The following is a 19,721-nucleotide window of genomic DNA, read 5'->3' as shown; positions in this document are numbered from 1 at the left end:
AAGGCCCGCCGGATACTGCGCCGCATTCGAGAGATCCGGCCGCGACCACGTCGAGCACGCGCGCGATGCGGCTTGAACTTGTGGAGCCTATGCGCGGTCGCTCGCCGGAGAGTCACGGTCTGTCCTCTCCTTCCCCCTGCAAGGGGGAAGGTCGGGATGGGGGTCAGCCGCAGGCGACCGTGTATGTGGAGAGAGCAGATCCCCACCCGCTTTGCTCAGGCGAGCAAAGCGACCTCCCCTTTTCAAGGGGAGGTTTGAGCTGCGTAGCCGGATGTGTGGCGACTATCGCGCCGGCAACTTCTCGAACGACGGCTTGCCGTCGGGCACATGGTGGAAGGTCTGCTTGTCGCAGGTGTAGATCGTCATCTGCGGGGTGAACACACTGGGGTCGTCGAAGGTGCCGACCTTCAGGATCGTGGCGGGCAGGCCGGGCACCTTGGTCACGAGATGCGTGCCGCATTCGGGGCAGAACTCGCGCGTCACGGCGCGCTCGAGGTCCTTGCGGGTGAACTGCTTGGGTTCGCTGGCGGTGTATTTGAAGCCGGTGGTCGGCATCGCCATGAACATGTTCGGTCCGCCGCCGGTGATGTACTGGCATTCGCAGCACAGGCATTGCGCCGCCATCATCGGTTCGCCCTCGGCTTCATAGCGCACGTTGCCGCAATAACACCTGCCTTGCACCTTCATGACGTCCTCCCGTTTTTGTTGTCGGTTTTGTTGTCCGTAGCCTATCTTTCCACAATAGCAGGCAATTCCGACATTATTTTCTCAAGCGGACGAAAAAAGAAAGGGGCTCCAACTTGCGCTGGAGCCCCTCAACGGTCCGGACATTGCCGGGTATGTGCCCGGACCGTAGTTCTGGGAACGACCGCTTGGGGAGGTCGCGCCCCGGGAGAACTCACATGTTGTAGGCGCGCTCCGTGTGCTCGGTGATATCGAGGCCTTCACGCTCGGTCTCGACGTTGGCGCGCAGGCCGACGATCACGTCGACGATCTTGTAGAGGATCGCCGAGCCGATGCCTGACCACACCAGCGTGGTGGAGACGCCCCAAACCTGGGAGATCATCTGCGCCGCGAAGTCGTAATCGGCAACCTTCGGCGGGATCGCGGTGTAGTCGATGATCCCTGCACCGCCGAGCGCCGGGTTGACCAGGATGCCGGTGCCGAGCGCGCCGATGATGCCGCCGACGCAGTGGACGCCGAACACATCGAGCGAGTCGTCATAGCCGAGCGCGTTCTTCACGACCGTGCAGAAGAACAGGCAGACCACGCCGACCACGAGGCCGAGCACGATGGCGCCCATCGGACCGGCGTAACCGGCCGCCGGGGTCACCGCGACGAGGCCTGCGACCGCGCCCGAGAGCGCGCCGAGCAGCGAGGGATGGCCCTTAATGATCCATTCCGCGAACATCCAGGCCAGCGCCGCCGCGGCCGTGGCCACGAAGGAGTTGGTCATGGCGAGCGCAGCACCACCATTGGCTTCGAGGTTCGAACCGGCGTTGAAGCCGAACCAGCCGACCCAGAGCAGCGAGGCGCCGATCATGGTCATGGTCAGCGAGTGCGGAGCCATCAGCTCCTTGCCGTAGCCGGTGCGCTTGCCGATCAGCAGCGCGCCGACGAGACCGGCAATGCCGGCGTTGATGTGCACGACGGTGCCGCCCGCGAAGTCGATCGCACCCTTCTTGAAGATCCAGCCGGCATCGGCGTTGATCTCGTCGAGCTTGGCCTGCGCCGCGGTCTTGGCCGCACCGTCAGCCGCAGCGGCGAGCGCCTTGGCGGCATCCTGGATCGCGTCCGGGCCCGGCCAGTACCAGACCATGTGCGCGATCGGGAAGTAGATCACGGTGACCCAGATCGGGATGAACAGCGCGATGGCCGAGAACTTCATGCGCTCGGCAAAGGCGCCGACGATGAGGGCCGGCGTGATCGCCGCGAAGGTCATCTGGAAGCACATATAGACGAGTTCCGAGATGTTGGCGTCGACCGAGAAGGTCGCAGCCTTGGAGTCCGGCGTGACACCCATCAGGAAGGCCTTGGAGAAGCCGCCGATGAAGTCGGAGCCGCCGGTGAAGGCGAGGCTGTAGCCGTAGAGGGCCCAGAGCACGGTGACGATGCAGACGGTGTAGAACACCTGGGCCAGCACCGAGAGCATGTTCTTGGAGCGGACCAGACCGCCATAGAACAGCGCAAGGCCTGGGATGGTCATCAACAGCACGAGCACCGTCGAGGTCAGCATCCAGGCGTTGTCGCCCTTGTTGACGGTTGGCTCGGCGTAGGCGGCGGTCGCGGCGAAGAGGCCGACTGCGAGGGCCGCCAGTCCCGCGCCATAGGGACGCTTGAACGTCATGTTATTTCACTCCTGAGGTCTTAAGGTTTGAGCGCGAAATCAGAGGGCCGCGGCATCGGCCTCGCCGGTGCGGATGCGCACGGCGTGCTCGAGGCTGATGACGAAGATCTTGCCGTCACCGATCTGTCCGGTCTTGGCGGCGGAGGTGATGGCGTCGATGGTCTTGTCGACCTGATCGGAGGCGACTGCGACCTCGATCTTGATCTTGGGCAGGAAGCTCACGGCATATTCGGCGCCCCGATAGATTTCCGTGTGCCCCTTCTGGCGACCGTAGCCTTTGACTTCCGTCACCGTGAGACCGTGAACGCCAATGGCGGTCAGGGCGTCACGGACCTCTTCCAGCTTGAATGGCTTAATGATCGCCATAACAATTTTCATGAGTCCTATCCCCGCTTGGGCCCGGCGCGAACGAACGCCGGGAGATTCGACTGAGGTTCACCACGCGGAGGACTTCCACTACGCGGGCACAGCCGGGACCCTTAGAATCAAATGCCGTGCCAAACGGCCGGACTTCGCTAATGGATTATGAATCCGGACCTTTTCCCGCTTTGCGGGAGGAATGTGCCCCTGCGCTATTCCGTCGCGCCTAAAATATAATCAGAACTGTCTAATTCGGATGCAGGTCAGTGTCCGGACACAATTCTGCCCAGCAGCGGGGCAGCGGTAGGTATTTAAATAAGGTATTGCCGGGCCATTAGGCGGCGTCCCGCGCTGCAAAGACCTTGTCGATCAGCCCCCATTCGAGCGCCTGCTCCGCCGACATGAAGTGATCGCGGTCCAAGGTTCGTTCCACATCGGCCTCGGAGCGCCCGCAATGCTGCGCATAGAGCCTGATGATGCGCCGCTTGGTCGCCTGCATCTCGGTCGCATGAATCAGGATGTCGGACGCCTGACCCTGGAAGCCGCCGAGCGGCTGATGCACGTGGAGGCTGGCGTTCGGCAGCGCCGCGCGGTGACCGGGTTCGCCGGCCATCAGCAGGAACGATCCCATGGAACGCGCGGTGCCCATGCACAGCGTGTGCACCGGCGCCTTGATGAACTGCATGGTGTCGTACATCGCAAGGCCGCTGGTGACCACGCCGCCATACGAGTTGATGTAGAGGTTGATCGGCTTGTTCGGGTTGTCAGCCTCGAGGAACAGGAGCTGGGCGCAGACCAGTCCGGACATCGCATCATTGACCTCGCCGTTGAGGAAGATGATGCGTTCGCGCAGGAGCCTGGAATAGATGTCGAAGGACCGTTCGCCGCGCGCCGACTGCTCGACGACCATAGGGACGAGTTGCATCATGTCGCGCATCGGCGACCTCCCATGTCAGTAGATGATGAAGCTTGTGATCAGGCCGCGCGCATCAGGCAGCGGCCGTTGCTGTTGGCTGCGCGCGGCCGCCTTTCGCTGACGTCGCAGGCCTCTTGGATGATGCGAAACCGGGTGCCGCCGGCCGCGTTCGGCTCGATCCGGAAGGTGACGCGGCTTTCGCGAAACGGCGGCCTGGAATCGCGCAGGCGATAGCGCACTTCTTCGCCCGCCACCGACGATTCGGGTTCGGCCGCGGACAGATCGCAATCGGGCAGCCAGCGTTCGCGCAGCGCTGGAATGGTCACCGCGCGCCATACTTTTTCGGGCGGCGCATCGAGTTCGTATTCGAGGACAAGGGCGGCGTCGGCGTGCTCAGGCTCAACTGTGTCGCTCATTGATCCATGTCCTTCAACAGGTCGGAGAGCGCTTCGATGCGCTTCGGCCAATAGGCGCGGTAGCGGGCAAGCCAGGTCCCGATGCTGGCGATCCCGTCCGGGTCGACTTCATAATTCACGAAGCGGCCCTGCCGCTGTTCACGCACCAGCCCCGCCGCGCGCAGCACCGCCAGATGCTGCGACATCGCCGGCTGGCTGATCTGAAGTCCGTCGCGCAAGGCGCTGGCATTCAGACTGCCGCCTGCCAGCTTCTCGAAGACCTTGCGGCGGGTCGGATCGGCCAATGCCTTGAAGATATCGGTGTCGACCATGACGACACATAAGCACGTACTTATGTGTCGCGCAAGCCTGAACTGGCTGAAGCGGGCGCCTACTGCAGCGCCTCGCCGTGCTGCGAGATGTCGAGGCCCTCGAGCTCTTGCTGCATCGAGACGCGCAGCGGGACGAAGGCGCTGACCAGTTTCAGCAGCACGAAGGTGACGCCGCCGCACCAGACCAGCGTGGCGACGACGCCGTAGAGCTGGATCAGGAGCTGGTTCGGGTTGCCCTCGAGCAGGCCGGCCGTGCCGCCGATCGCTGACGCTGCGAAAACGCCGGCGAGCAGCGTGCCGGTCAGGCCGCCGATGCCGTGGACGCCGAACACGTCGAGCGAATCGTCATACTGGAAGCGATGCTTCAGCCAGGTGCAGGCCCAGAAGCAGACCAGGCCGGCGATGATGCCGATGATGATGCCGTGCCACGGCGCGACGAAACCGGATGCCGGAGTGATGGTGCCGAGTCCCGCGACCGCACCCGAGATCATGCCGAGCACCGAGGGCTTGCGACGCGTCGCCCATTCGATCGCGCCCCAGGTCAGCGCGCCCGCACAGGCCGCAAGATGGGTGGCGGTGATCGCCATCACCGCGCGCGAATTGGCGGCGAGCGCCGAGCCGCCGTTGAAGCCGAACCAGCCAACCCAGAGCAGGCCGGTGCCCATCACAGCGAGCGAAAGATCGAACGGCGACAGGTTCTCGCTGCCATAGCCGTGCCGGTTGCCCATCACCTTGGCCGCGACCAGGCCGCTGATTCCAGCGGACAGATGCACGACGAGGCCGCCGGCGAAATCCAGCACGCCCATCTGGGCGAGGACGCCGCCGCCCCACACCCAATGCGCCAGCGGTACATAGGCGAAGACGAACCAGCCGATCGAGAACAGTACATAGGCGGAGAACCGCATGCGGTCGGCGACCGAGCCTGCGACCAGCGCCACGGTGATGATCGCAAACGTCATCTGGTACAGCATGAACAGCGCTTCGGGGATGGTCTTCGCCGCCGGATTGACGCTGTCCATGGTGATGCCTGCCAAAAACCAGCGGTCGAGCGAGCCGAGCCATGGACCGTCGCCGACAAAGCTCAACGAATAGCCGAAGGTGACCCAGAGGATCGAGACGATCGCAACGGCCGTGAGGCTCTGCGCCATCGTCGCCAGCACGTTCTTCTTGCGCACCATGCCGGAATAGAACAGCGCAAGCCCCGGGATCGTCATCATCAGCACCAGCGCGGTGGCGACGATCATCCAGGCGGTGTCGGCGGGGTTAATGCCGGAGGCGCTGGCGCTGGGATCCTGCGCGAAGGCCGGCGTGCCCCATACGAACAGGATTGCAGCATTGATCGGCGCAGCGGAAATCGCTGCACGAAGAGCTCGTGCCCCCATCATCATTCCCCGGCGTGTCGTGGTTTCTTGACGTGATTTATTGGCGTGTGGATTTGGCGCGCGCCGGCGTCGTTGCCGGCGGCGATCTCGATTGAGCTTCAGAGCGCGTCGTTGTCGGTCTCGCCGGTGCGGATGCGGAGAGCGTGGTCGATCGGCGTCACGAAGATCTTCCCGTCGCCGATCTGGCCGGTACGGGCGTTCTGGGTGATGACGCTGACCGCCTTTTCGGCGAGCTCGGTATCGACGGCGATCTCGATCCGGAGCTTTGGCAGGAAATTCACGACATATTCGGCGCCGCGATAGATCTCGGTATGGCCCTTCTGGCGGCCATAGCCCTTCACCTCGGTCACCGTCATGCCGTGAACGCCGATCGCGGTCAGCGCCTGGCGTACCTCATCGAGCTTGAACGGTTTGATGATCGCGACGACGAGTTTCATGGCTCAGGCCTTCATTCCCTTGAGGTTTTCCGTGCGCGCCCGTTCTCGAGCCGGCGCATGCCGTACCCGTGGGCTTGCACGTGCCGCCGCCCGGAGTGGCAAATTGCCATTCCGGGCCGGCATTTCGCGTCCGCCAAATCTGGCAGCTTTCTGGGCAAATGGCACAAAAAAGTTGCAGGTTGAAGCGGAAAACATGCGCAGCGGGTGAGCGCCGTCACTGTACGGAATGGAAACGCTCGGCCACAATGTGGCTTTCCCGCCCCGGCCAGCGGTCCTTGCTGGCCCGTTCTCGCCACAGCGCGTGCACTCGCGCCCCGAGGAAACAGAAAATGTCGAACCGAAACTGGTTTTATGCATCCGAAGGCCAGCAGAAGGGCCCCCTGCCTGAAGCTCAGCTCCGCGACCTGATTACCCGTGGTATGGTGGGGGCCGATACCCTGGTGTGGACCGAGGGCATGGCCGGCTGGCAGAAGGCCGGCGAGATTCCGGGCCTGGTTCCGAGCGCGGCGGGCGCGCCGCCGGCGTTTCCGCAGGCCGGACCGCCGCCGGTGGTGGCATCCGGAAGCTACAGCGGAGGCGCGCTGTCGGCCGATTTCCCGATCTGGGGCCTGTTCGGACGCAGCCTCCTGATGTTCATCGGCCAGATTTTCGTGATCCCCGCGCCGTGGACCGCGACCGCCCTGTATCGCTGGTCCATTCCGCACATCCGCGTGCCGGGCCGGCCGAATCTCGGCTTCACCGGACAGCCGCTCGACATCTGGTACGTCTTTATCATCCTCGGCCTGCTGACCTACTCCAGCACGGCCAACAGCACGATCGTTTCGCTGCTCTCCCTGGTGGTGCAGGGCTTCCTGAGCTGGATGATCGTCCGCTGGATCACGGGCCGCCTCAGCTCGAACGGCCAGGAGCTGCCGATCTCGTTCAAGGGCAGCCCGGCCGTCTATGTCGGCTGGTATGTGCTGATGGTGATCTCGGCCATCACCATCATCGGCTGGGCCTGGGTGATGACCGCCTGGATGCGCTGGATCTGCCGCAACATCGAAGGCACCCGCCGCGAGGTCACCTTCAATGCGACCGGGCTCGAGGTGCTGTGGCGCACCATCGTGTTCGCGGTCGGGTGCAGCTTCCTGATCCCGATTCCGTGGGTGCTGCGCTGGTACGCGAACTGGATCATCTCGCAATTCGCGCTGACCGAGCGCGGCGCCTACGCCAACGCGTAAGCTCGCGGGGCGCTCCCTCTCTTCGTCCTTGCGGGGAGAGGGGCGCTCGCGGAATGCCGACTTTCTCACCCCCGCCAACGGTCCCGCTGGCCTGTTTCCGCTGGTGCGTCCGCCTCGAGGAAACGAAATGTCGAACCGATCCTGGTTTTATGCATCCGAAGGCCAGCAAAAGGGCCCGTGTTCGGACGCTGAACTCCGCAACCTCTTCGCCAGGCGAAAGGTGAGCGCGGATACGCTGGTCTGGAGCGAAGGGATGTCGAGCTGGACCAAAGCCGGTGACGTCCCCGGTCTCCTGAACAACGCGCCACAGCCAACGAAGCCCTTCGGTCAAGGCGCGGCCCGGCTGGATCCATCATTCGGCAATGGTGACGCCTCGCTGGACCAAACCCTGGGGACGGGAAAAATCCAGGAACTGGACATCACCCTCGGGAGATTGCTGAAGTTCTACTGGCTGTTTCTTTGGCGGTCGTTTCTCGGATCAGTCGTGATCGGCTTTGTGCTCGGATTCTTCATCGGCTTTGGGTTGAGGCTGTTCGGTGCGCCGCCATCCCTGACAAAAACCATGAGCAGCCTGGCCGGCGCCGTCGTTGGCGTGGTCTGGTCGATTGTCTGCCTGCGGATGGCGTTCGAAAAGAACTACAGCGACTTTCGAATCGCATTTGTGCCGCGCGACACCGGGCACGATTGATCGCGCGGACGAGGCGGCGTGGCGCAATCTCTATTTGCGTTCGCGCACCGAGCCCTCTTGCGCGACGGACGCCACCAGCGTGCCGTCGGGCTTGAAGATCAGGCCCCGGGTCAGGCCGCGGCCTGACTGCGCACTCGGCGAATCCTGCGCGTAGAGCAGCCATTCGTCGGCGCGGAACGGGCGGTGAAACCACATCGCGTGGTCAAGGCTCGCCGGCATCATGCGCCTGTCGAACAGCGTGCGGCCGTAGCGCGCCATCACAGCGTCGAGCAGCGAGAAATCCGACGCATAGGCCAGCGCGCACAGGTGCAGCGCCGGATCGTCGGGCAGTTTCGCCGCGGTGCGGATCCAGACATGGATGCGGCCGTCGTCGATCTTCTGGCCGAAATAGCGGCCGAGCTCGACAGGGCGCAGCTCGATCGGCCGGTCGCTCTCGTAGTAGCGGCGGATGAACTCCGGCATCTCCTTGAACATCGGCTGCTTCGAGACTTCCTCCGCGGTCAGCTTCTCCGGCGGCGGCACGTCGGGCATCTTCTCCTGATGGTTGAAGTTGCTCTCTTCGTCGCCATGGAACGACACCATGATGGAGAAGATCGCGTTGCCGTGCTGGATCGCGGTGACGCGGCGGGTGGTGTAGCTCTTGCCGTCGCGCAGCCGCTCGACCTGGTAGATGATCGGGATCTGCGGATCGCCGGGCAGGATGAAATAGCAATGGATCGAATGCGGCAGGCGGCCCTCGACGGTGCGGCAGGCCGCCACCATCGCCTGGCCGATCACCTGGCCGCCGAACACGCGCTGCCAGCTCGTCTTCGGGCTGTTGCCGCGGAACAAATTCACCTCGAGCTGCTCGAGATCGAGGATGGACAATAGGTCGATCAGGCTCTTGGACATGGGGGCTTTCGTTGTCGTCTCGGCGTCATTCCGGGGCGATGCGCCAGCATCGAACCCGGAATCTCGAGATTCCCCGATGCGCAATTGCGCACCTTAGTTCGCGCTCCGCGAGCCCCGGAATGACAGCCGGGCTTGTTTCTGCCCCCTGTTTCGCCCAGCTATTATCAGGTAGCAAGCACAGTCTGAGAGCGCAGGGCGCGTAAAGGAAGGGCATGTCGGCACAGCGTAGTATTGTCATCTGCGGGGGCGCATTTGCCGGGTTGGCGCTGGCCGTGGCGTTGCGCCAGGGGCTTGGGCCGGACATCCCGGTCGTTGTGGCCGATCCGGCGCTCAGCCAGCGCCCGAGCCGCGATCCGCGCGCGACCGCGATCGTGGCGGCCTGCCGGCGGCTGTTCGAGACGCTCGGGGTCTGGGGTCAGGTCGCGCCCACCGCGCAGCCGATCACGGACATGGTCGTGACCGACTCCAAGCTGGAGGACGCGACGCGTCCGGTGTTCTTGACCTTTGCCGGCAATGTCGAGCCCGGCGAGCCATTCGCCCATATGGTCGAGAACCGCTATCTGATCGATGCGCTGGCGACCCGCGCCGAGGCCGAGGGCGTCGAGCTGCGTGCCACCGCGGTGTCGAGCTTCGAGTCACGGCCCGATGGCGTCACCGTGACACTGGCCGATGGCACCGTGATCGATGCGAGCCTGCTGGTTGCAGCCGACGGCGCGCGGTCGAAGCTGCGCGAGCGCGCCGGGATTGCGACCCATGGCTGGGACTATGATCAATCCGGCATCGTCGTCACCGTCGGGCATGAGCGCGCGCATCACGGCCGCGCCGAGGAGCATTTCCTGCCGGCCGGCCCGTTCGCGATCCTGCCGCTGACCGGCAATCGCTCATCGCTGGTGTGGACCGAGACCCGCAAGGACGCAGCGCGCATCATCGCGTTGAGCGAGGCGGAATTCCACGCCGAGCTCGAGCAGCGCTTCGGCCTGCATCTCGGCGAGATCAAAGCGCTCGACAAGCCGCGCGCGTTTCCGCTCGGCTATTTCGTCGCGCGTTCCTTCATCGGCGAACGGCTGGCGCTGATCGGCGACGCCGCGCATGTGATCCATCCGATCGCGGGGCAGGGGCTCAACATGGGCCTCAAGGATGTCGCGGCGCTGGCCGAGGTCGTGGTCGATGCGGCGCGGCTCGGCATCGATCTCGGACAGGCCGACGTGCTCGAGCGCTATCAGCGCTGGCGGCGCTTCGACACGATGGCGATGGGCGTTGCCACCAATTCGCTGAACTTCCTGTTCTCCAACGAATCGACGCTGCTGCGCACCGTGCGCGACATCGGATTGGGCCTCGTCGACCGCGCGCCGCCGTTGAAGGAGATGTTCATCCGCCAGGCGGCGGGCCTGTCCGGCGAGGTGCCGCGGCTGTTGAAGGGCGAGGCGCTGTAAGGCTTGCGCGGTACCGTAGGATGCAGCGTAACGAAATCCGGGAACAGTGTCTGCGCAGATGGAGCGGCCCCGGATTGTGCTGCGCTCCATCCGGGCTCCGAGACGCCACCATCATTTCTGTGAAATGAATCCCGCCACCGCGTCGATCAGGTCGGGGTCGAGCGGCCGTTCCGGCTGATTGTAGCTCGCGACATCGTCGGTCGAGTCGGTGACGTCGACCAGCACGTGGTTCATATCCGGCAGCCACAATGATTTGGCCGCGACGTCGGCGGTGGTGAGCGCGAGGAAGTCGAGCCGCGCCAGCTGATGATCGCGGCCGCCGGCGATGATCAGTGTCGGCCCGGTGATCTTTCGCATCGGATCGATCGGATCCTCGGTAAAGCCGGATGCGATCGCGGGCTGCATCGCGGGCGCGATTGCAAGCGCCGCCGGCGGCGGGTCGACGATCTGCCCGGCCATGATGTCATCGATGGCCTTTCCGATCGGCGCGAATTTGTCCGGCGGCAGTTGCTTCTCGAGCTGCGCCTTCAGCAGATCGCCCTGCTTGCGCGCCGCCGTTGCCAGCAGCACCAGCCGGTCGACCGGCCCGCGCTGCGCGGCGAGGATCGCGACCAGGCCGCCCTCGCTGTGCCCGACCACCGCAACACGAGAGAACCGGCCGCTGCCGCGCAGATAGTCGATCAGCGCCGCCGCGTCGCCGACGAAGTCCTTGAAGCGAAAGTCCTCGGGACGACCGAATTCCTTCTTCCATTCGCCGGCGCCACGCTTGTCGTAGCGCAGCGTCGCGACGCCGCGCGCGACCAGCTGCTCGGAGAGTTTTTTCAGCGTTGCCGGCTTGAGCTGCGGCCCGTTGCCGTCGTGATCGGTAGAGCCGGAGCCGGCGATCAATAGCGCCACCGGCGGCTTTGCGATGTCAGGCGGGACCGTCAGCACCGCGTCAATGGGGCCGATGCGCAGCCTGCTCTCGTCAGCTGCGGCGCTCGCCAGCGAGACGAGCAGCAGCAGCCTTGTGACGAGGATGCGCATGTGGTCCTCTTATCGGAGCATGATCTCCGCGCAAACGCTCCGCGTTTGTCGCGAGGAAAACCGCTTCACACTTTTCCGGATCATGCTCTAGATTCTTGGTTTGACGCGTTTTCTTCACGCGAACCGGCGTCCACTTCGCTCGAAAACGCTCTAATCGATCTTGCGCGCCTCTTCCGGCAGCATGATCGGGATGCCGTCGCGGATCGGATAGGCGAGTTTTGCGGACCGCGAGATCAGTTCCTGCCGCGCGGCGTCGAATTCCAGCGGCCCCTTGGTGATCGGGCACACCAGGATTTCGAGCAGCTTCGGATCGGCGGTGCTGTCGAGATGGTCGGTCGTGGAATTCATTGCGGTCTCCGGCTAGCCATCGTGTAGCACAGGCAAATACCGGCTGTCAGCGCTTCGCCATGCGCAACAGCTCGTCGATTGCGGCCTGCTGCCGCGCCTTCGGCAGCGCCTGTTCGGACAGCGCATAGCCGATGAACGCCCAGTAGAAAATCTGCGCGCGGCCGCGCGCCACGTCGTCGGGGAAGCCGGCCTGCCGGAGCAGGGTCTCGATGTAGCCGATCCGGCGCTGGTCGACCTCCAGCACGGCGGCGCGCGCTTCGGCATCGACGGTGGCCCAGCTGCGGACCGCGCGTTCCAGCGCCAGCGGCGCCGAGAAGGCGCGGCGCAGCAACAGCGCCAGCGCCTCGTCGCCTTTCGGGATGGTCTCGAGCTCGGCGATCACCTGCTCGGCGGCGACCTCGCGCCAATGGCTGAGGATCGCGCTGCGGTAGGCGGCGATGTCGGCGAAATGCCAGTAGAAGCTGCCGCGCGACACCCCCATGACCTTGGCCAGCGGCTCGGCCTTGAGCGCCGTGAAGCCGGTCCTTGCCAATGTCTTCAGGCCCTGATCGAGCCAGTCCTTGACTGAGAGCTGTTCCGTCATGGTTCCCCGTCCGCGCGCCGACCATACACAACTGTATTGACAGGCGCCAGCGGCCGGTGTCATATCCATACAGTACTGTATGGAGACATCCGATGCGTGATCTCTTGCTTCAGGGTGCTGGCGTCCTCGCCATTGTGGTCAGCCTGATCCATGGCGTGCTCGGCGAGACCAAGGTGTTCGCGCGCGCCACGATCGAGCCGCCGCGGCTGCGCTTCCTGCTCCGCCTGGTTTATCAGGCCGGCACCGTCGCCTGGATCGGCGGCGGCGTGCTGCTGATCGTAGCGCCTACGATGGCGTCGGATGCCGCGCGGCACTGGATCGTGGCGACGCTCGCCGTCGTGTTCGGCTTCGCCGCGCTGGCCAACGCGCTGGCGACGCGCGGCCGGCATTTCGGCTGGATGGCGATGAGCGCGGTCGTGGCGCTCGCGGCCGCCGGCTATTAGCGAGGGGCGATCATGACGAATGATCGCGTCAGCGTGAGCATCGCCGATGGCGTCGCCGACGTCAGGCTGAACCGCCCCGACAAGCTCAATGCGCTCGATCCCGCGATGTTTACCGCGATCGCCGACGCCGGTGCGCAGCTGGCGGACAATCGCCAGGTCCGCGCCGTGGTGCTGTCCGGCGAAGGCCAGGCCTTCTGCGCCGGCCTCGACATGGAGCGCCTGGTCGCGACGACCGAGGGCGAATCCATCCTGCCCTTCGCCGATCTCGGCCGGCGGACGCACGGCATCGCCAATTTCGCGCAGCATCTGGTGTGGCTCTGGCGCGAGCTGCCGGTGCCGGTGATTGCCGCCGTCCACGGCATCGCCTTCGGCGGCGGTTTCCAGCTCATGCTCGGCGCCGATGTCAGATACCTCGCGCCCGCCACGCGCCTTGCCGTCATCGAAGCCAAATGGGGGCTGGTGCCCGACATGGCCGGCACGCAGCTGATGCGCCATCTCGCGCGCGAGGACGTGGTCCGTGAACTGACCTACACCGCGCGCGTGTTCTCCGCGGAGGAAGCGCTTGGCTACGGCTTCGCCACGCGAATTGCGGAACGGCCGCGCGAGGCCGCGCTGGAGACGGCGCGTGCGATCGCGGACCGCAGCCCGGACGCGATCCGCGCCGCCAAGCAGCTGCTCAACCTGGCGGCTGATAGCGATGCGGCGACCGGGCTGGCGGCCGAGACCGCCGAGCAGGCGCTTCTGCTCGGCGCGCCCAATCACATCGAGGCCGTCAGGGCGAATCTCGAGCGACGGCCGCCGCAATGGAGCTTTGCGTGACCACTGGTCCAGGACTCGATCTCGAACGTCTCGTTGCGACCAATGCGTCGGCGGCTTTCAACCGGCTGGTCGGCTTCGAGGTCGTCTCCGCCGGTGCCGGCGCCGTGGAACTGCGCATGCCGTGGCGCGACGATCTCACCCAATATGCGGGACATTTACACGCCGGCATGATCGCGGCCCTGCTCGACACCGCCTGCGGCTTTGCCGCGGCGTCGATCGCGGGTTCCGTCACCGCATCGCATTTCTCGATGAATTGTCTCAAACCTGCCGTGGGCCGCTGCTTCATCGCCAAGGGCACCACGCTGCGCGCCGGACGCAGGCAGGTCTTTGCGCGCGCGGAACTGTTTGCGGAGAACGAGCAGGGCGAGATGTCGCTGGTCGCAACCGGTGAAACCGTGTTGGTTCCGCTGGACGGTTGAGGTGTCCGGTTGCCGTATGGGCGCGAAATTGATGGAGCTATCAATTTCGGTGGGGAATCGGCTTACGCGCGGATAACCATGCTACCGAAAGTTGAGAAAAATTATCGAGATAGACATTCAATCGGCCTAGCGTGTCTGCGCGGACAACCATGGACCGATGCATGTTTCGTGTTCTTACGTGCCTTTCAGGTGAGCATGACTGGCGGCTCGTCCTGCTCGCCGGACTGGTCTGTTTCGTTGCCAGCATCGTTGCGGTCAACATCTTCCATCGTGCAATCGCCACGCAGGCGAGGACGCGCCTGATCTGGATCGCGATCGCAGGTGCTGCGATCGGCTATGGCATCTGGGCAACGCATTTCATCGCGATGCTCGCCTACGAGCCGGGCGTGCCGACCGGCTATGGTATCGTCCTGACCGCGCTGTCGCTCGCTGCGGCGATGATGCTGACATCATGCGGCCTTGGCCTTGCCGCCAGCGACCCCAGCCGGTGGCGTGCGCCGGTCGGCGGCGCGGTGATCGGCGCCGGCATCGCCAGCATGCACTATCTCGGAATGTGGGCGCTCGAAGTGCCGGGCCATGTGGTCTGGTCGCTCGACCTCGTAGCGGCCTCCGTCGTGCTCGGCATGCTGTTCGGCTATGCCGCGCTGGCGATCGCGGTCCGCCATCAGGACCGCTGGATGTCGCTCGCCGCGGCGCTGTTGCTGACGCTTGCGATCGTGTCGCATCATTTCACGGCGATGGGCGCGGTCGAGATCGTTCCGGATCCGCTGCAGGCCCCTGCGGCGCTGTCGCTCTCTCCGGCCTTCCTCGCCATCGTGATCGCGGGCGTGGCGCTTTCGGTGCTCGGGATGAGCCTGGTCGGCGTACTCGCGGATCGCCGCCTGGCGCTGCGCACCCGCCGCTTCGAGGAGATCATCAGCCAGCTTTCGCTGGCGCGGCAGCAGGTCGAGGCGTCGCAGAAGGAGCTGGAGGAACACAGGTTCCGGCTGGATACGGCGATCAACCACATGGGCGAGGGTCTCTGCATGTTCGATGCGGAGAAGCGCCTCGTCGTGTGCAATGACCGCTACGCCAAGATGTACCGGCTGCCGCCTGAACTGCTGCTGCCCGGTACGGCCCACCGCGAGATCATCACGCATCGGATCGCCAACGGCATCCTCAAGGGCGAGACCAGCGACAGCGCCGCGACGCAGGTGCTCGCGACATTGAATGCGCTGCCGGCGGGTGAGATCAGCAGCCGGGTCGACGAGCTTGCCGACGGCCGGCTGATCTGCGTGACGCGGCAGCCGATGCCCGGCGGCGGCTGGGTGGCGACGCATCGCGACGTCACCGAGCAGCGGCGCTCGGAGGCCAAGATCACCCATATGGCGCAGCATGACGCACTGACCGATCTGCCGAATCGCGTGCTGCTCAAGGAATGGATGGAACAGGCGCTCTCCGGCGCCCGGTGCGGCGGACCGAGCATCGCGGTGCTGATGCTCGATCTCGACCGCTTCAAGGACGTCAACGACACGCTCGGGCATCCGGCGGGCGACGCGCTGCTCAAATCGGTGGCCGCGCGGCTGCACAGGTGCGTCAGCGAAACCACACTGATCGCGCGGCTCGGCGGCGACGAGTTCGCAGTGATCGACTACGTCACCGATCCGGTCGCGGAAGCGGGCTTGCTTGCCGAGAAGATCAGAAAGGCGCTCAGCGAGCCGATCGATCTCGGCGATCATCGCGTGACTACCACGACCAGCATCGGCATTGCGATCGCCCCGCGCGACGGCACCGATTCCGACGAGGTCCTGCGCAGCGCCGATCTTGCGCTCTACTCGGCCAAGAGCGGCGGGCGCGGCTCGTTCCGTTTCTTCGAGCCGGAGCTCGATCGGCTGTTGCAGGCCCGACGCAGCCTCGAGCGCGACATGCGCAGCGCGCTCGTCAACGGCGAGTTCGAGTTGCACTATCAGCCGTTCATCAATGTCGCGAGCGGGGAGACCTGCGGCTTCGAGGCGCTGTTGCGGTGGCACCACCCGCAGCGCGGCATGATATCCCCGGCCCAGTTCATCCCGCTGGCGGAAGAGACCGGCCTGATCGTGCCGCTCGGCGAATGGGTGCTGCGCACCGCCTGCGCCGAGGCCGCCAAATGGCCCGACGATCTCAAGATCGCGATCAATCTGTCACCGGTGCAGTTCAGGAGCCCGGACCTGGTCCCGGTGATCGTGCACGCGCTGGCGAGCGCGGGAGTTTCGCCTGATCGGCTCGAGCTCGAAGTCACCGAAACGGCGATCATTCAGGACAGCGAGGCGGTGTTCGCGGCACTCAGCCAGTTGCACGATCTCGGGGCGCGGATTGCGCTCGATGATTTCGGCACCGGTTACTCGTCGCTGAGCTTCCTGCAGAAGTTTCCGTTCGACAAGGTCAAGATCGACCGCAGCTTCGTGTCCGAACTCGCCGGCGCAACCGACGAGTCGCGCAGGATCGCGCGCGCGATCGTTCGATTTGCCGTCAGCCTCGGCAAGACCACGACGGCCGAAGGCGTCGAGACCAGGGAGCAGCTTGACATCCTCCGCGCGGACGCCTGCGTGGAAGTCCAGGGCTTCCACTTCAGCCCGCCGGTGCAAAGCGAGAAGGTCGCGCAAATGATCGGTGGGCGGACCATGGCATCCGCACAACGCCCGGCAGTTCGATTGGCAATGGCGGGCGCCGCCTCCTGACCGCGGGACCGCGGCAGCGGACCGGCTCGTATGAGGCGTAAGGCCGCAGCAGGCGGTCAAAACCGGATTGCGCGTGGAGACCAAAGCGGTTTTCGCAACCGTTAGAATAGCTCTAAAGCCAGCCCGCAAACGCGCTTGCTTGACTTGGCAATCACCTCAGTTTTGTTCACGCATGTGCTCCGCGCGACGGCGTTGCGGGCATGATCGAAAACGGAGGGGAGATGCGCGTGAAAGTGATTTCGAGTGCGGTGCTCGCAGCTTGTGTTCTGGGGCTGATGGGATCGGCGGCACTCGCCGACGGCTACAAGAATTGCACCAAGCTCGACAAGGCGTCGTGGAAGCCGGCAAGCGATGCCGAAGCCAAGGCCAAGGCTGCCGGCTACGAGGTGCGGCGCTCGAAGGTCGAGGGCTCCTGCTACGAGGTATACGGCGTCAAGGAAGGCAAGCTCTACGAGCTGTTCTACAGCCCGGAGGATCTCAGCCTGAAGCACACGATCGCGAAGTGAAGCAGGCGCGATGATCGAGGCGGCGTCCGGTGCGCGCAGCGCGACCAGCCTGCAGGTCTGGGACCTGCCGCTGCGGCTCTGGCACTGGGCGCTCGCCATCCTCGTCCTCGTCGCATGGGTGACGCCCAGCGCCTATGACCGGCTTCACCGGCTGGCGGGCTATGCCGTGATCGGACTACTGGCGTTCCGGCTGATCTGGGGCTTTGCCGGCACCCGCTACGCGCGCTTCGGCAGGCTTGGCGTCCGGCTGCGCGCCGCGCCGCGCTACATCTGGAATCTCCGCCGCGGCATCACCGGGCGCTATATCGGGCTCAATCCCGCGGGCACCGTGATGCTGGTGACGCTGCTGCTCCTGCTCGCGGTCTCGGCGATCACGGGCGCGATGGAGGTCACCGTCACCTTCTTCGGCGTCTGGTGGGTCGAGGACACCCACGCCTACGCCTCCGATGCCGTCCTCGTCCTGGTTGGGCTGCACGTGCTCGGCGTCATCGTGGTGGGGCTGCTGCAGCGCCAGAACCTGGTGCGCGCGATGTTCACCGGACGCAAGCAGCTTCGCAATCGCTGACGTGGAAGGCTGCCGGGACTAAGGCTCGTTGTTTGAGCATGATCTCCGCGCAAGCGCGGCGCGCTTGTCGCGAGGGAAATCCGCTTCGCACCTTTCCGGATCGTGCTCTATTGCACCGGCGGATCGCCGCTGGTGCGCTTCTTGGCGAGATCCATCTCGGTGACGGCGATCAGGATTTCGGCGCGGGTCTTCAGGTCGGGCGCCTCCAGCATGGCCTGCTTCTCGGCCGGGCCATAGGGCGACATCATCGCCAGCGCATTGACCAGCGCCTCATTGGGCGCGGACTCGATGCCCTCCCAGTCGACCTTCAGATTGTTGGCTTCCAGGAAATCGGCGAGCACCTCGAGCAGCGCCTTGCGGTCGACGGCCTCCTCGCCCTTGCGCGCGGTGAAGTCGCCGGCGAAGGAGAAGAAGTCGACCTTGCACTGCCGGTACGGTGTCTGCACGGACAGCTCCTCGACCACCTTGAAGCGCGCGACGCCGGTCAGTTCGAGGATATAGCGGCCGTCGCCGGATTCGGCGAGCTGGGTGATGCGGCCGACGCAGCCGATCCGGAACAGCACCGGCTTCGCCTCTTTGTGCGAATGCGCCACGTCGGGCTGGATCATGCCGATCAGGCGGTGACCGTCGCGCAGCGCATCGTCGATCATCGCGAGGTAACGCGGCTCGAAGATGTTGAGCGGCATCTGGCCGCGCGGCAAAAGCAGCGCGCCAGGCAGCGGGAACACCGGGATCACCTCGGGGAGCTCGCCGGGCCCGCGATATTCGGCATTGATCGGCATCTGCGGTCCCGCTGCTGTGACGGGCGTGCGTTACGAGAACAGGATTGTCGACAACCGCTTGCGCCCCTCGACGGTTGCCTCATCGGTGCCGCCCCACGCCTCGAAGAACTGCACCAGCTGCTTGCGCGCGCCGTCGTCGTTCCACTTACGGTCACGCTTGACGATCGCGAGCAGCTGCTCGGTCGCCTCAGAGCGCTTGCCCGCCGCATTGAGCGCGGTCGCGAGATCGAATCGAGCTTGATGATCGAGCGGGTTTGCGGCGACTGTCTGTTCCAGCTCCGCGACCGGTCCGACCGACTGCGCCTGCTCGGCGAGATCGATCGCCGCCTGCACCGCTTTCACCGCGGCATCGTTGCGCTTGGATTCCGGCACCATCGCGAGCGTTTGCTTGGCCTGCTCGACCGCGCCGGTCGTCATGTAGCATTTGGCGAGGCCGGCCAGCGCCGCGATGTTGGTGGCGTCATGCGCCAGCACCTCGGCATAGATCTGCGCCGCCGCTTCGGCGTCGCCCTCGGCGAGCACGGCGTCCGCCTCGGCCAGAATCTCCGCGAGATTCGGCTCGCCGGCGGCGGGCACGCCCTTGGTGATCTTTTCGATGAAGGCGTTGATCTGGCTCTCCGGCACCGCGCCCATGAAGCCATCGGCGGGCTGACCGTTGACGAAAGCGATCACGGCCGGGATCGACTGGATGCCCATCTGGCCGGGGATCTGCGGATGCTCATCGATGTTCATCTTGACCAGCTTGACCCGGCCCTTGGCGTTGCGGACCGCCTTTTCCAGCATCGGCGTGAGCTGACGGCAGGGACCGCACCAGGGCGCCCAGAAGTCGATCATAACCGGCTGGCGGCGCGACTCCTCGATGACGTCCTTGACGAAGGTCTGGGTCGTCGTCTCCTTGATCAAATCGGGCGCTGCCTGGGGCGTGGGGCCGCCCTGCTCCATTATTGTCACGTTGTCCTCACCTGGTCTTCTGAGGTCGGAAATCCGGGGGCGTTCTAGCACGCTCCGCACGGCACGTTCAGCCGTTCTGTCAGGCTAGAGCATGATCCCGGAAAAGTGGGAACCGGTTTTCCGAAGATCATGCCAATAAATGGCGGTCGGCCGGCAAAATTCAATCGCTAGGCGTCAGTCCT

23 protein-coding genes are annotated in these 19,721 nt (G+C 65.0%); 9 read left to right on the top strand and 14 right to left on the bottom strand.

From position 1 onward, the window contains the following. Positions 1–282 precede the first annotated feature (282 nt). The 8 genes from V5279_RS45490 to V5279_RS45455 all read right to left on the bottom strand — a co-directional run bounded on the left by V5279_RS45490 (position 283) and on the right by V5279_RS45455 (position 6,169). Positions 283–687, bottom strand: a complete 405-nt coding sequence (locus V5279_RS45490; protein ID WP_338693968.1) for a GFA family protein — start codon at positions 685–687, stop codon at positions 283–285. A 211-nt stretch (positions 688–898) separates the two neighbouring features. Beyond that, on the bottom strand, positions 899–2,347 hold the full coding sequence (locus V5279_RS45485) for an ammonium transporter (protein WP_166213042.1): 1,449 nt from the start codon (positions 2,345–2,347) through the stop codon (positions 899–901). A gap of 39 nt (positions 2,348–2,386) precedes the next feature. Next, complete coding sequence (locus V5279_RS45480; RefSeq protein ID WP_029080945.1) at positions 2,387–2,725, bottom strand: P-II family nitrogen regulator; 339 nt, start codon at positions 2,723–2,725, stop codon at positions 2,387–2,389. A 316-nt stretch (positions 2,726–3,041) separates the two neighbouring features. After that, the gene (locus V5279_RS45475) at positions 3,042–3,644 is read right to left on the bottom strand and encodes an ATP-dependent Clp protease proteolytic subunit (RefSeq protein WP_166213044.1); all 603 of its coding nucleotides are present in this window, start codon (positions 3,642–3,644) and stop codon (positions 3,042–3,044) included. Positions 3,645–3,682: 38 nt separating this feature from the next. Continuing rightward, entirely contained in the window at positions 3,683–4,039 is a 357-nt protein-coding gene (locus V5279_RS45470; protein ID WP_338693957.1) for a hypothetical protein, read from the bottom strand. After that, a complete protein-coding gene (locus tag V5279_RS45465; protein ID WP_029080943.1) occupies positions 4,036–4,350 on the bottom strand; it encodes an ArsR/SmtB family transcription factor in 315 nt (104 codons plus the stop codon). Before V5279_RS45465 ends, V5279_RS45470 begins: the two co-directional genes overlap by 4 nt. Before the next feature lie 59 nt (positions 4,351–4,409). Further along, positions 4,410–5,732 (bottom strand): ammonium transporter, encoded by a 1,323-nt coding sequence (locus V5279_RS45460; protein WP_338693955.1) that lies wholly within the window; start codon positions 5,730–5,732, stop codon positions 4,410–4,412. A 98-nt stretch (positions 5,733–5,830) separates the two neighbouring features. After that, positions 5,831–6,169: a P-II family nitrogen regulator gene (locus V5279_RS45455; RefSeq protein WP_029080941.1), complete on the bottom strand. Its 339-nt coding sequence runs from the start codon at positions 6,167–6,169 to the stop codon at positions 5,831–5,833. Between the two features lie 329 nt (positions 6,170–6,498). Here V5279_RS45455 and V5279_RS45450 point away from each other — a divergent pair, with 329 nt between their 5' ends. After that, positions 6,499–7,389, top strand: coding sequence for a DUF4339 domain-containing protein (locus V5279_RS45450; protein WP_338693952.1), 891 nt, complete (start codon positions 6,499–6,501; stop codon positions 7,387–7,389). A 127-nt stretch (positions 7,390–7,516) separates the two neighbouring features. Next, on the top strand, positions 7,517–8,077 hold the full coding sequence (locus tag V5279_RS45445; RefSeq protein ID WP_166300299.1) for a GYF domain-containing protein: 561 nt from the start codon (positions 7,517–7,519) through the stop codon (positions 8,075–8,077). 30 nt (positions 8,078–8,107) lie between these two features. On the opposite strand, the gene tesB is transcribed toward V5279_RS45445, so the two are convergent. Further along, positions 8,108–8,968: an acyl-CoA thioesterase II gene (gene tesB / locus V5279_RS45440; protein ID WP_338693949.1), complete on the bottom strand. Its 861-nt coding sequence runs from the start codon at positions 8,966–8,968 to the stop codon at positions 8,108–8,110. 212 nt (positions 8,969–9,180) lie between these two features. Here tesB and V5279_RS45435 point away from each other — a divergent pair, with 212 nt between their 5' ends. After that, positions 9,181–10,401 (top strand): ubiquinone biosynthesis hydroxylase, encoded by a 1,221-nt coding sequence (locus tag V5279_RS45435; RefSeq protein ID WP_166300301.1) that lies wholly within the window; start codon positions 9,181–9,183, stop codon positions 10,399–10,401. Between the two features lie 111 nt (positions 10,402–10,512). Here V5279_RS45435 and V5279_RS45430 read toward each other — a convergent pair whose 3' ends face one another. The 3 genes from V5279_RS45430 to V5279_RS45420 form a co-directional block, all read right to left on the bottom strand. Next, the gene (locus V5279_RS45430; RefSeq protein ID WP_338693947.1) at positions 10,513–11,427 is read right to left on the bottom strand and encodes an alpha/beta hydrolase family protein; all 915 of its coding nucleotides are present in this window, start codon (positions 11,425–11,427) and stop codon (positions 10,513–10,515) included. Between the two features lie 150 nt (positions 11,428–11,577). Next, entirely contained in the window at positions 11,578–11,775 is a 198-nt protein-coding gene (locus tag V5279_RS45425) for a Trm112 family protein (protein ID WP_029080935.1), read from the bottom strand. 46 nt (positions 11,776–11,821) lie between these two features. Further along, a complete protein-coding gene (locus V5279_RS45420) occupies positions 11,822–12,358 on the bottom strand; it encodes a TetR/AcrR family transcriptional regulator (protein WP_338693943.1) in 537 nt (178 codons plus the stop codon). A gap of 92 nt (positions 12,359–12,450) precedes the next feature. Here V5279_RS45420 and V5279_RS45415 point away from each other — a divergent pair, with 92 nt between their 5' ends. From V5279_RS45415 to V5279_RS45390, 6 genes are all read left to right on the top strand, one after another. Further along, on the top strand, positions 12,451–12,801 hold the full coding sequence (locus V5279_RS45415) for a hypothetical protein (protein ID WP_166300307.1): 351 nt from the start codon (positions 12,451–12,453) through the stop codon (positions 12,799–12,801). Between the two features lie 12 nt (positions 12,802–12,813). After that, a complete protein-coding gene (locus V5279_RS45410; RefSeq protein WP_338693940.1) occupies positions 12,814–13,620 on the top strand; it encodes a crotonase/enoyl-CoA hydratase family protein in 807 nt (268 codons plus the stop codon). After that, positions 13,617–14,039, top strand: a complete 423-nt coding sequence (locus V5279_RS45405) for a PaaI family thioesterase (RefSeq protein WP_338693938.1) — start codon at positions 13,617–13,619, stop codon at positions 14,037–14,039. The genes V5279_RS45410 and V5279_RS45405 overlap by 4 nt, the downstream gene beginning before the upstream one ends. Before the next feature lie 161 nt (positions 14,040–14,200). Further along, entirely contained in the window at positions 14,201–16,735 is a 2,535-nt protein-coding gene (locus tag V5279_RS45400) for a bifunctional diguanylate cyclase/phosphodiesterase (RefSeq protein WP_338693936.1), read from the top strand. 275 nt (positions 16,736–17,010) lie between these two features. Beyond that, entirely contained in the window at positions 17,011–17,241 is a 231-nt protein-coding gene (locus V5279_RS45395; protein WP_414645612.1) for a PepSY domain-containing protein, read from the top strand. A gap of 10 nt (positions 17,242–17,251) precedes the next feature. Further along, entirely contained in the window at positions 17,252–17,806 is a 555-nt protein-coding gene (locus V5279_RS45390; RefSeq protein WP_338693932.1) for a cytochrome b/b6 domain-containing protein, read from the top strand. Between the two features lie 107 nt (positions 17,807–17,913). On the opposite strand, the gene V5279_RS45385 is transcribed toward V5279_RS45390, so the two are convergent. Beyond that, positions 17,914–18,588: an LON peptidase substrate-binding domain-containing protein gene (locus tag V5279_RS45385; RefSeq protein ID WP_338693930.1), complete on the bottom strand. Its 675-nt coding sequence runs from the start codon at positions 18,586–18,588 to the stop codon at positions 17,914–17,916. 30 nt (positions 18,589–18,618) lie between these two features. Continuing rightward, positions 18,619–19,539 (bottom strand): thioredoxin, encoded by a 921-nt coding sequence (gene trxA / locus V5279_RS45380; RefSeq protein ID WP_338693928.1) that lies wholly within the window; start codon positions 19,537–19,539, stop codon positions 18,619–18,621. Positions 19,540–19,721 lie beyond the last annotated feature (182 nt).

The organism is Bradyrhizobium sp. 26S5 (assembly GCF_036923295.1).
Taxonomy (GTDB): Bacteria; Pseudomonadota; Alphaproteobacteria; order Rhizobiales; family Xanthobacteraceae; genus Bradyrhizobium; species Bradyrhizobium septentrionale.
This window is presented reverse-complemented; position numbering and strand designations above follow the sequence as displayed.

Bases quoted from the DNA above. Each gene is read 5' to 3' on its own strand.
- V5279_RS45420 (WP_338693943.1), bottom strand. From the start codon at position 12,358: ATGACGGAACAGCTCTCAGTCAAGGACTGGCTCGATCAGGGCCTGAAG.
- V5279_RS45450 (WP_338693952.1), top strand. From the start codon at position 6,499: ATGTCGAACCGAAACTGGTTTTATGCATCCGAAGGCCAGCAGAAGGGC.
- V5279_RS45385 (WP_338693930.1), bottom strand. From the start codon at position 18,588: ATGCCGATCAATGCCGAATATCGCGGGCCCGGCGAGCTCCCCGAGGTG.
- V5279_RS45430 (WP_338693947.1), bottom strand. From the start codon at position 11,427: ATGCGCATCCTCGTCACAAGGCTGCTGCTGCTCGTCTCGCTGGCGAGC.
- V5279_RS45455 (WP_029080941.1), bottom strand. From the start codon at position 6,169: ATGAAACTCGTCGTCGCGATCATCAAACCGTTCAAGCTCGATGAGGTA.
- V5279_RS45475 (WP_166213044.1), bottom strand. From the start codon at position 3,644: ATGCGCGACATGATGCAACTCGTCCCTATGGTCGTCGAGCAGTCGGCG.
- V5279_RS45465 (WP_029080943.1), bottom strand. From the start codon at position 4,350: ATGGTCGACACCGATATCTTCAAGGCATTGGCCGATCCGACCCGCCGC.
- V5279_RS45390 (WP_338693932.1), top strand. From the start codon at position 17,252: ATGATCGAGGCGGCGTCCGGTGCGCGCAGCGCGACCAGCCTGCAGGTC.
- tesB (WP_338693949.1), bottom strand. From the start codon at position 8,968: ATGTCCAAGAGCCTGATCGACCTATTGTCCATCCTCGATCTCGAGCAG.
- V5279_RS45435 (WP_166300301.1), top strand. From the start codon at position 9,181: ATGTCGGCACAGCGTAGTATTGTCATCTGCGGGGGCGCATTTGCCGGG.
- V5279_RS45460 (WP_338693955.1), bottom strand. From the start codon at position 5,732: ATGGGGGCACGAGCTCTTCGTGCAGCGATTTCCGCTGCGCCGATCAAT.
- V5279_RS45415 (WP_166300307.1), top strand. From the start codon at position 12,451: ATGCGTGATCTCTTGCTTCAGGGTGCTGGCGTCCTCGCCATTGTGGTC.
- V5279_RS45445 (WP_166300299.1), top strand. From the start codon at position 7,517: ATGTCGAACCGATCCTGGTTTTATGCATCCGAAGGCCAGCAAAAGGGC.
- V5279_RS45480 (WP_029080945.1), bottom strand. From the start codon at position 2,725: ATGAAAATTGTTATGGCGATCATTAAGCCATTCAAGCTGGAAGAGGTC.
- V5279_RS45485 (WP_166213042.1), bottom strand. From the start codon at position 2,347: ATGACGTTCAAGCGTCCCTATGGCGCGGGACTGGCGGCCCTCGCAGTC.
- V5279_RS45470 (WP_338693957.1), bottom strand. From the start codon at position 4,039: ATGAGCGACACAGTTGAGCCTGAGCACGCCGACGCCGCCCTTGTCCTC.
- V5279_RS45490 (WP_338693968.1), bottom strand. From the start codon at position 687: ATGAAGGTGCAAGGCAGGTGTTATTGCGGCAACGTGCGCTATGAAGCC.
- V5279_RS45410 (WP_338693940.1), top strand. From the start codon at position 12,814: ATGACGAATGATCGCGTCAGCGTGAGCATCGCCGATGGCGTCGCCGAC.
- V5279_RS45425 (WP_029080935.1), bottom strand. From the start codon at position 11,775: ATGAATTCCACGACCGACCATCTCGACAGCACCGCCGATCCGAAGCTG.
- V5279_RS45400 (WP_338693936.1), top strand. From the start codon at position 14,201: ATGTTTCGTGTTCTTACGTGCCTTTCAGGTGAGCATGACTGGCGGCTC.
- V5279_RS45395 (WP_414645612.1), top strand. From the start codon at position 17,011: ATGGGATCGGCGGCACTCGCCGACGGCTACAAGAATTGCACCAAGCTC.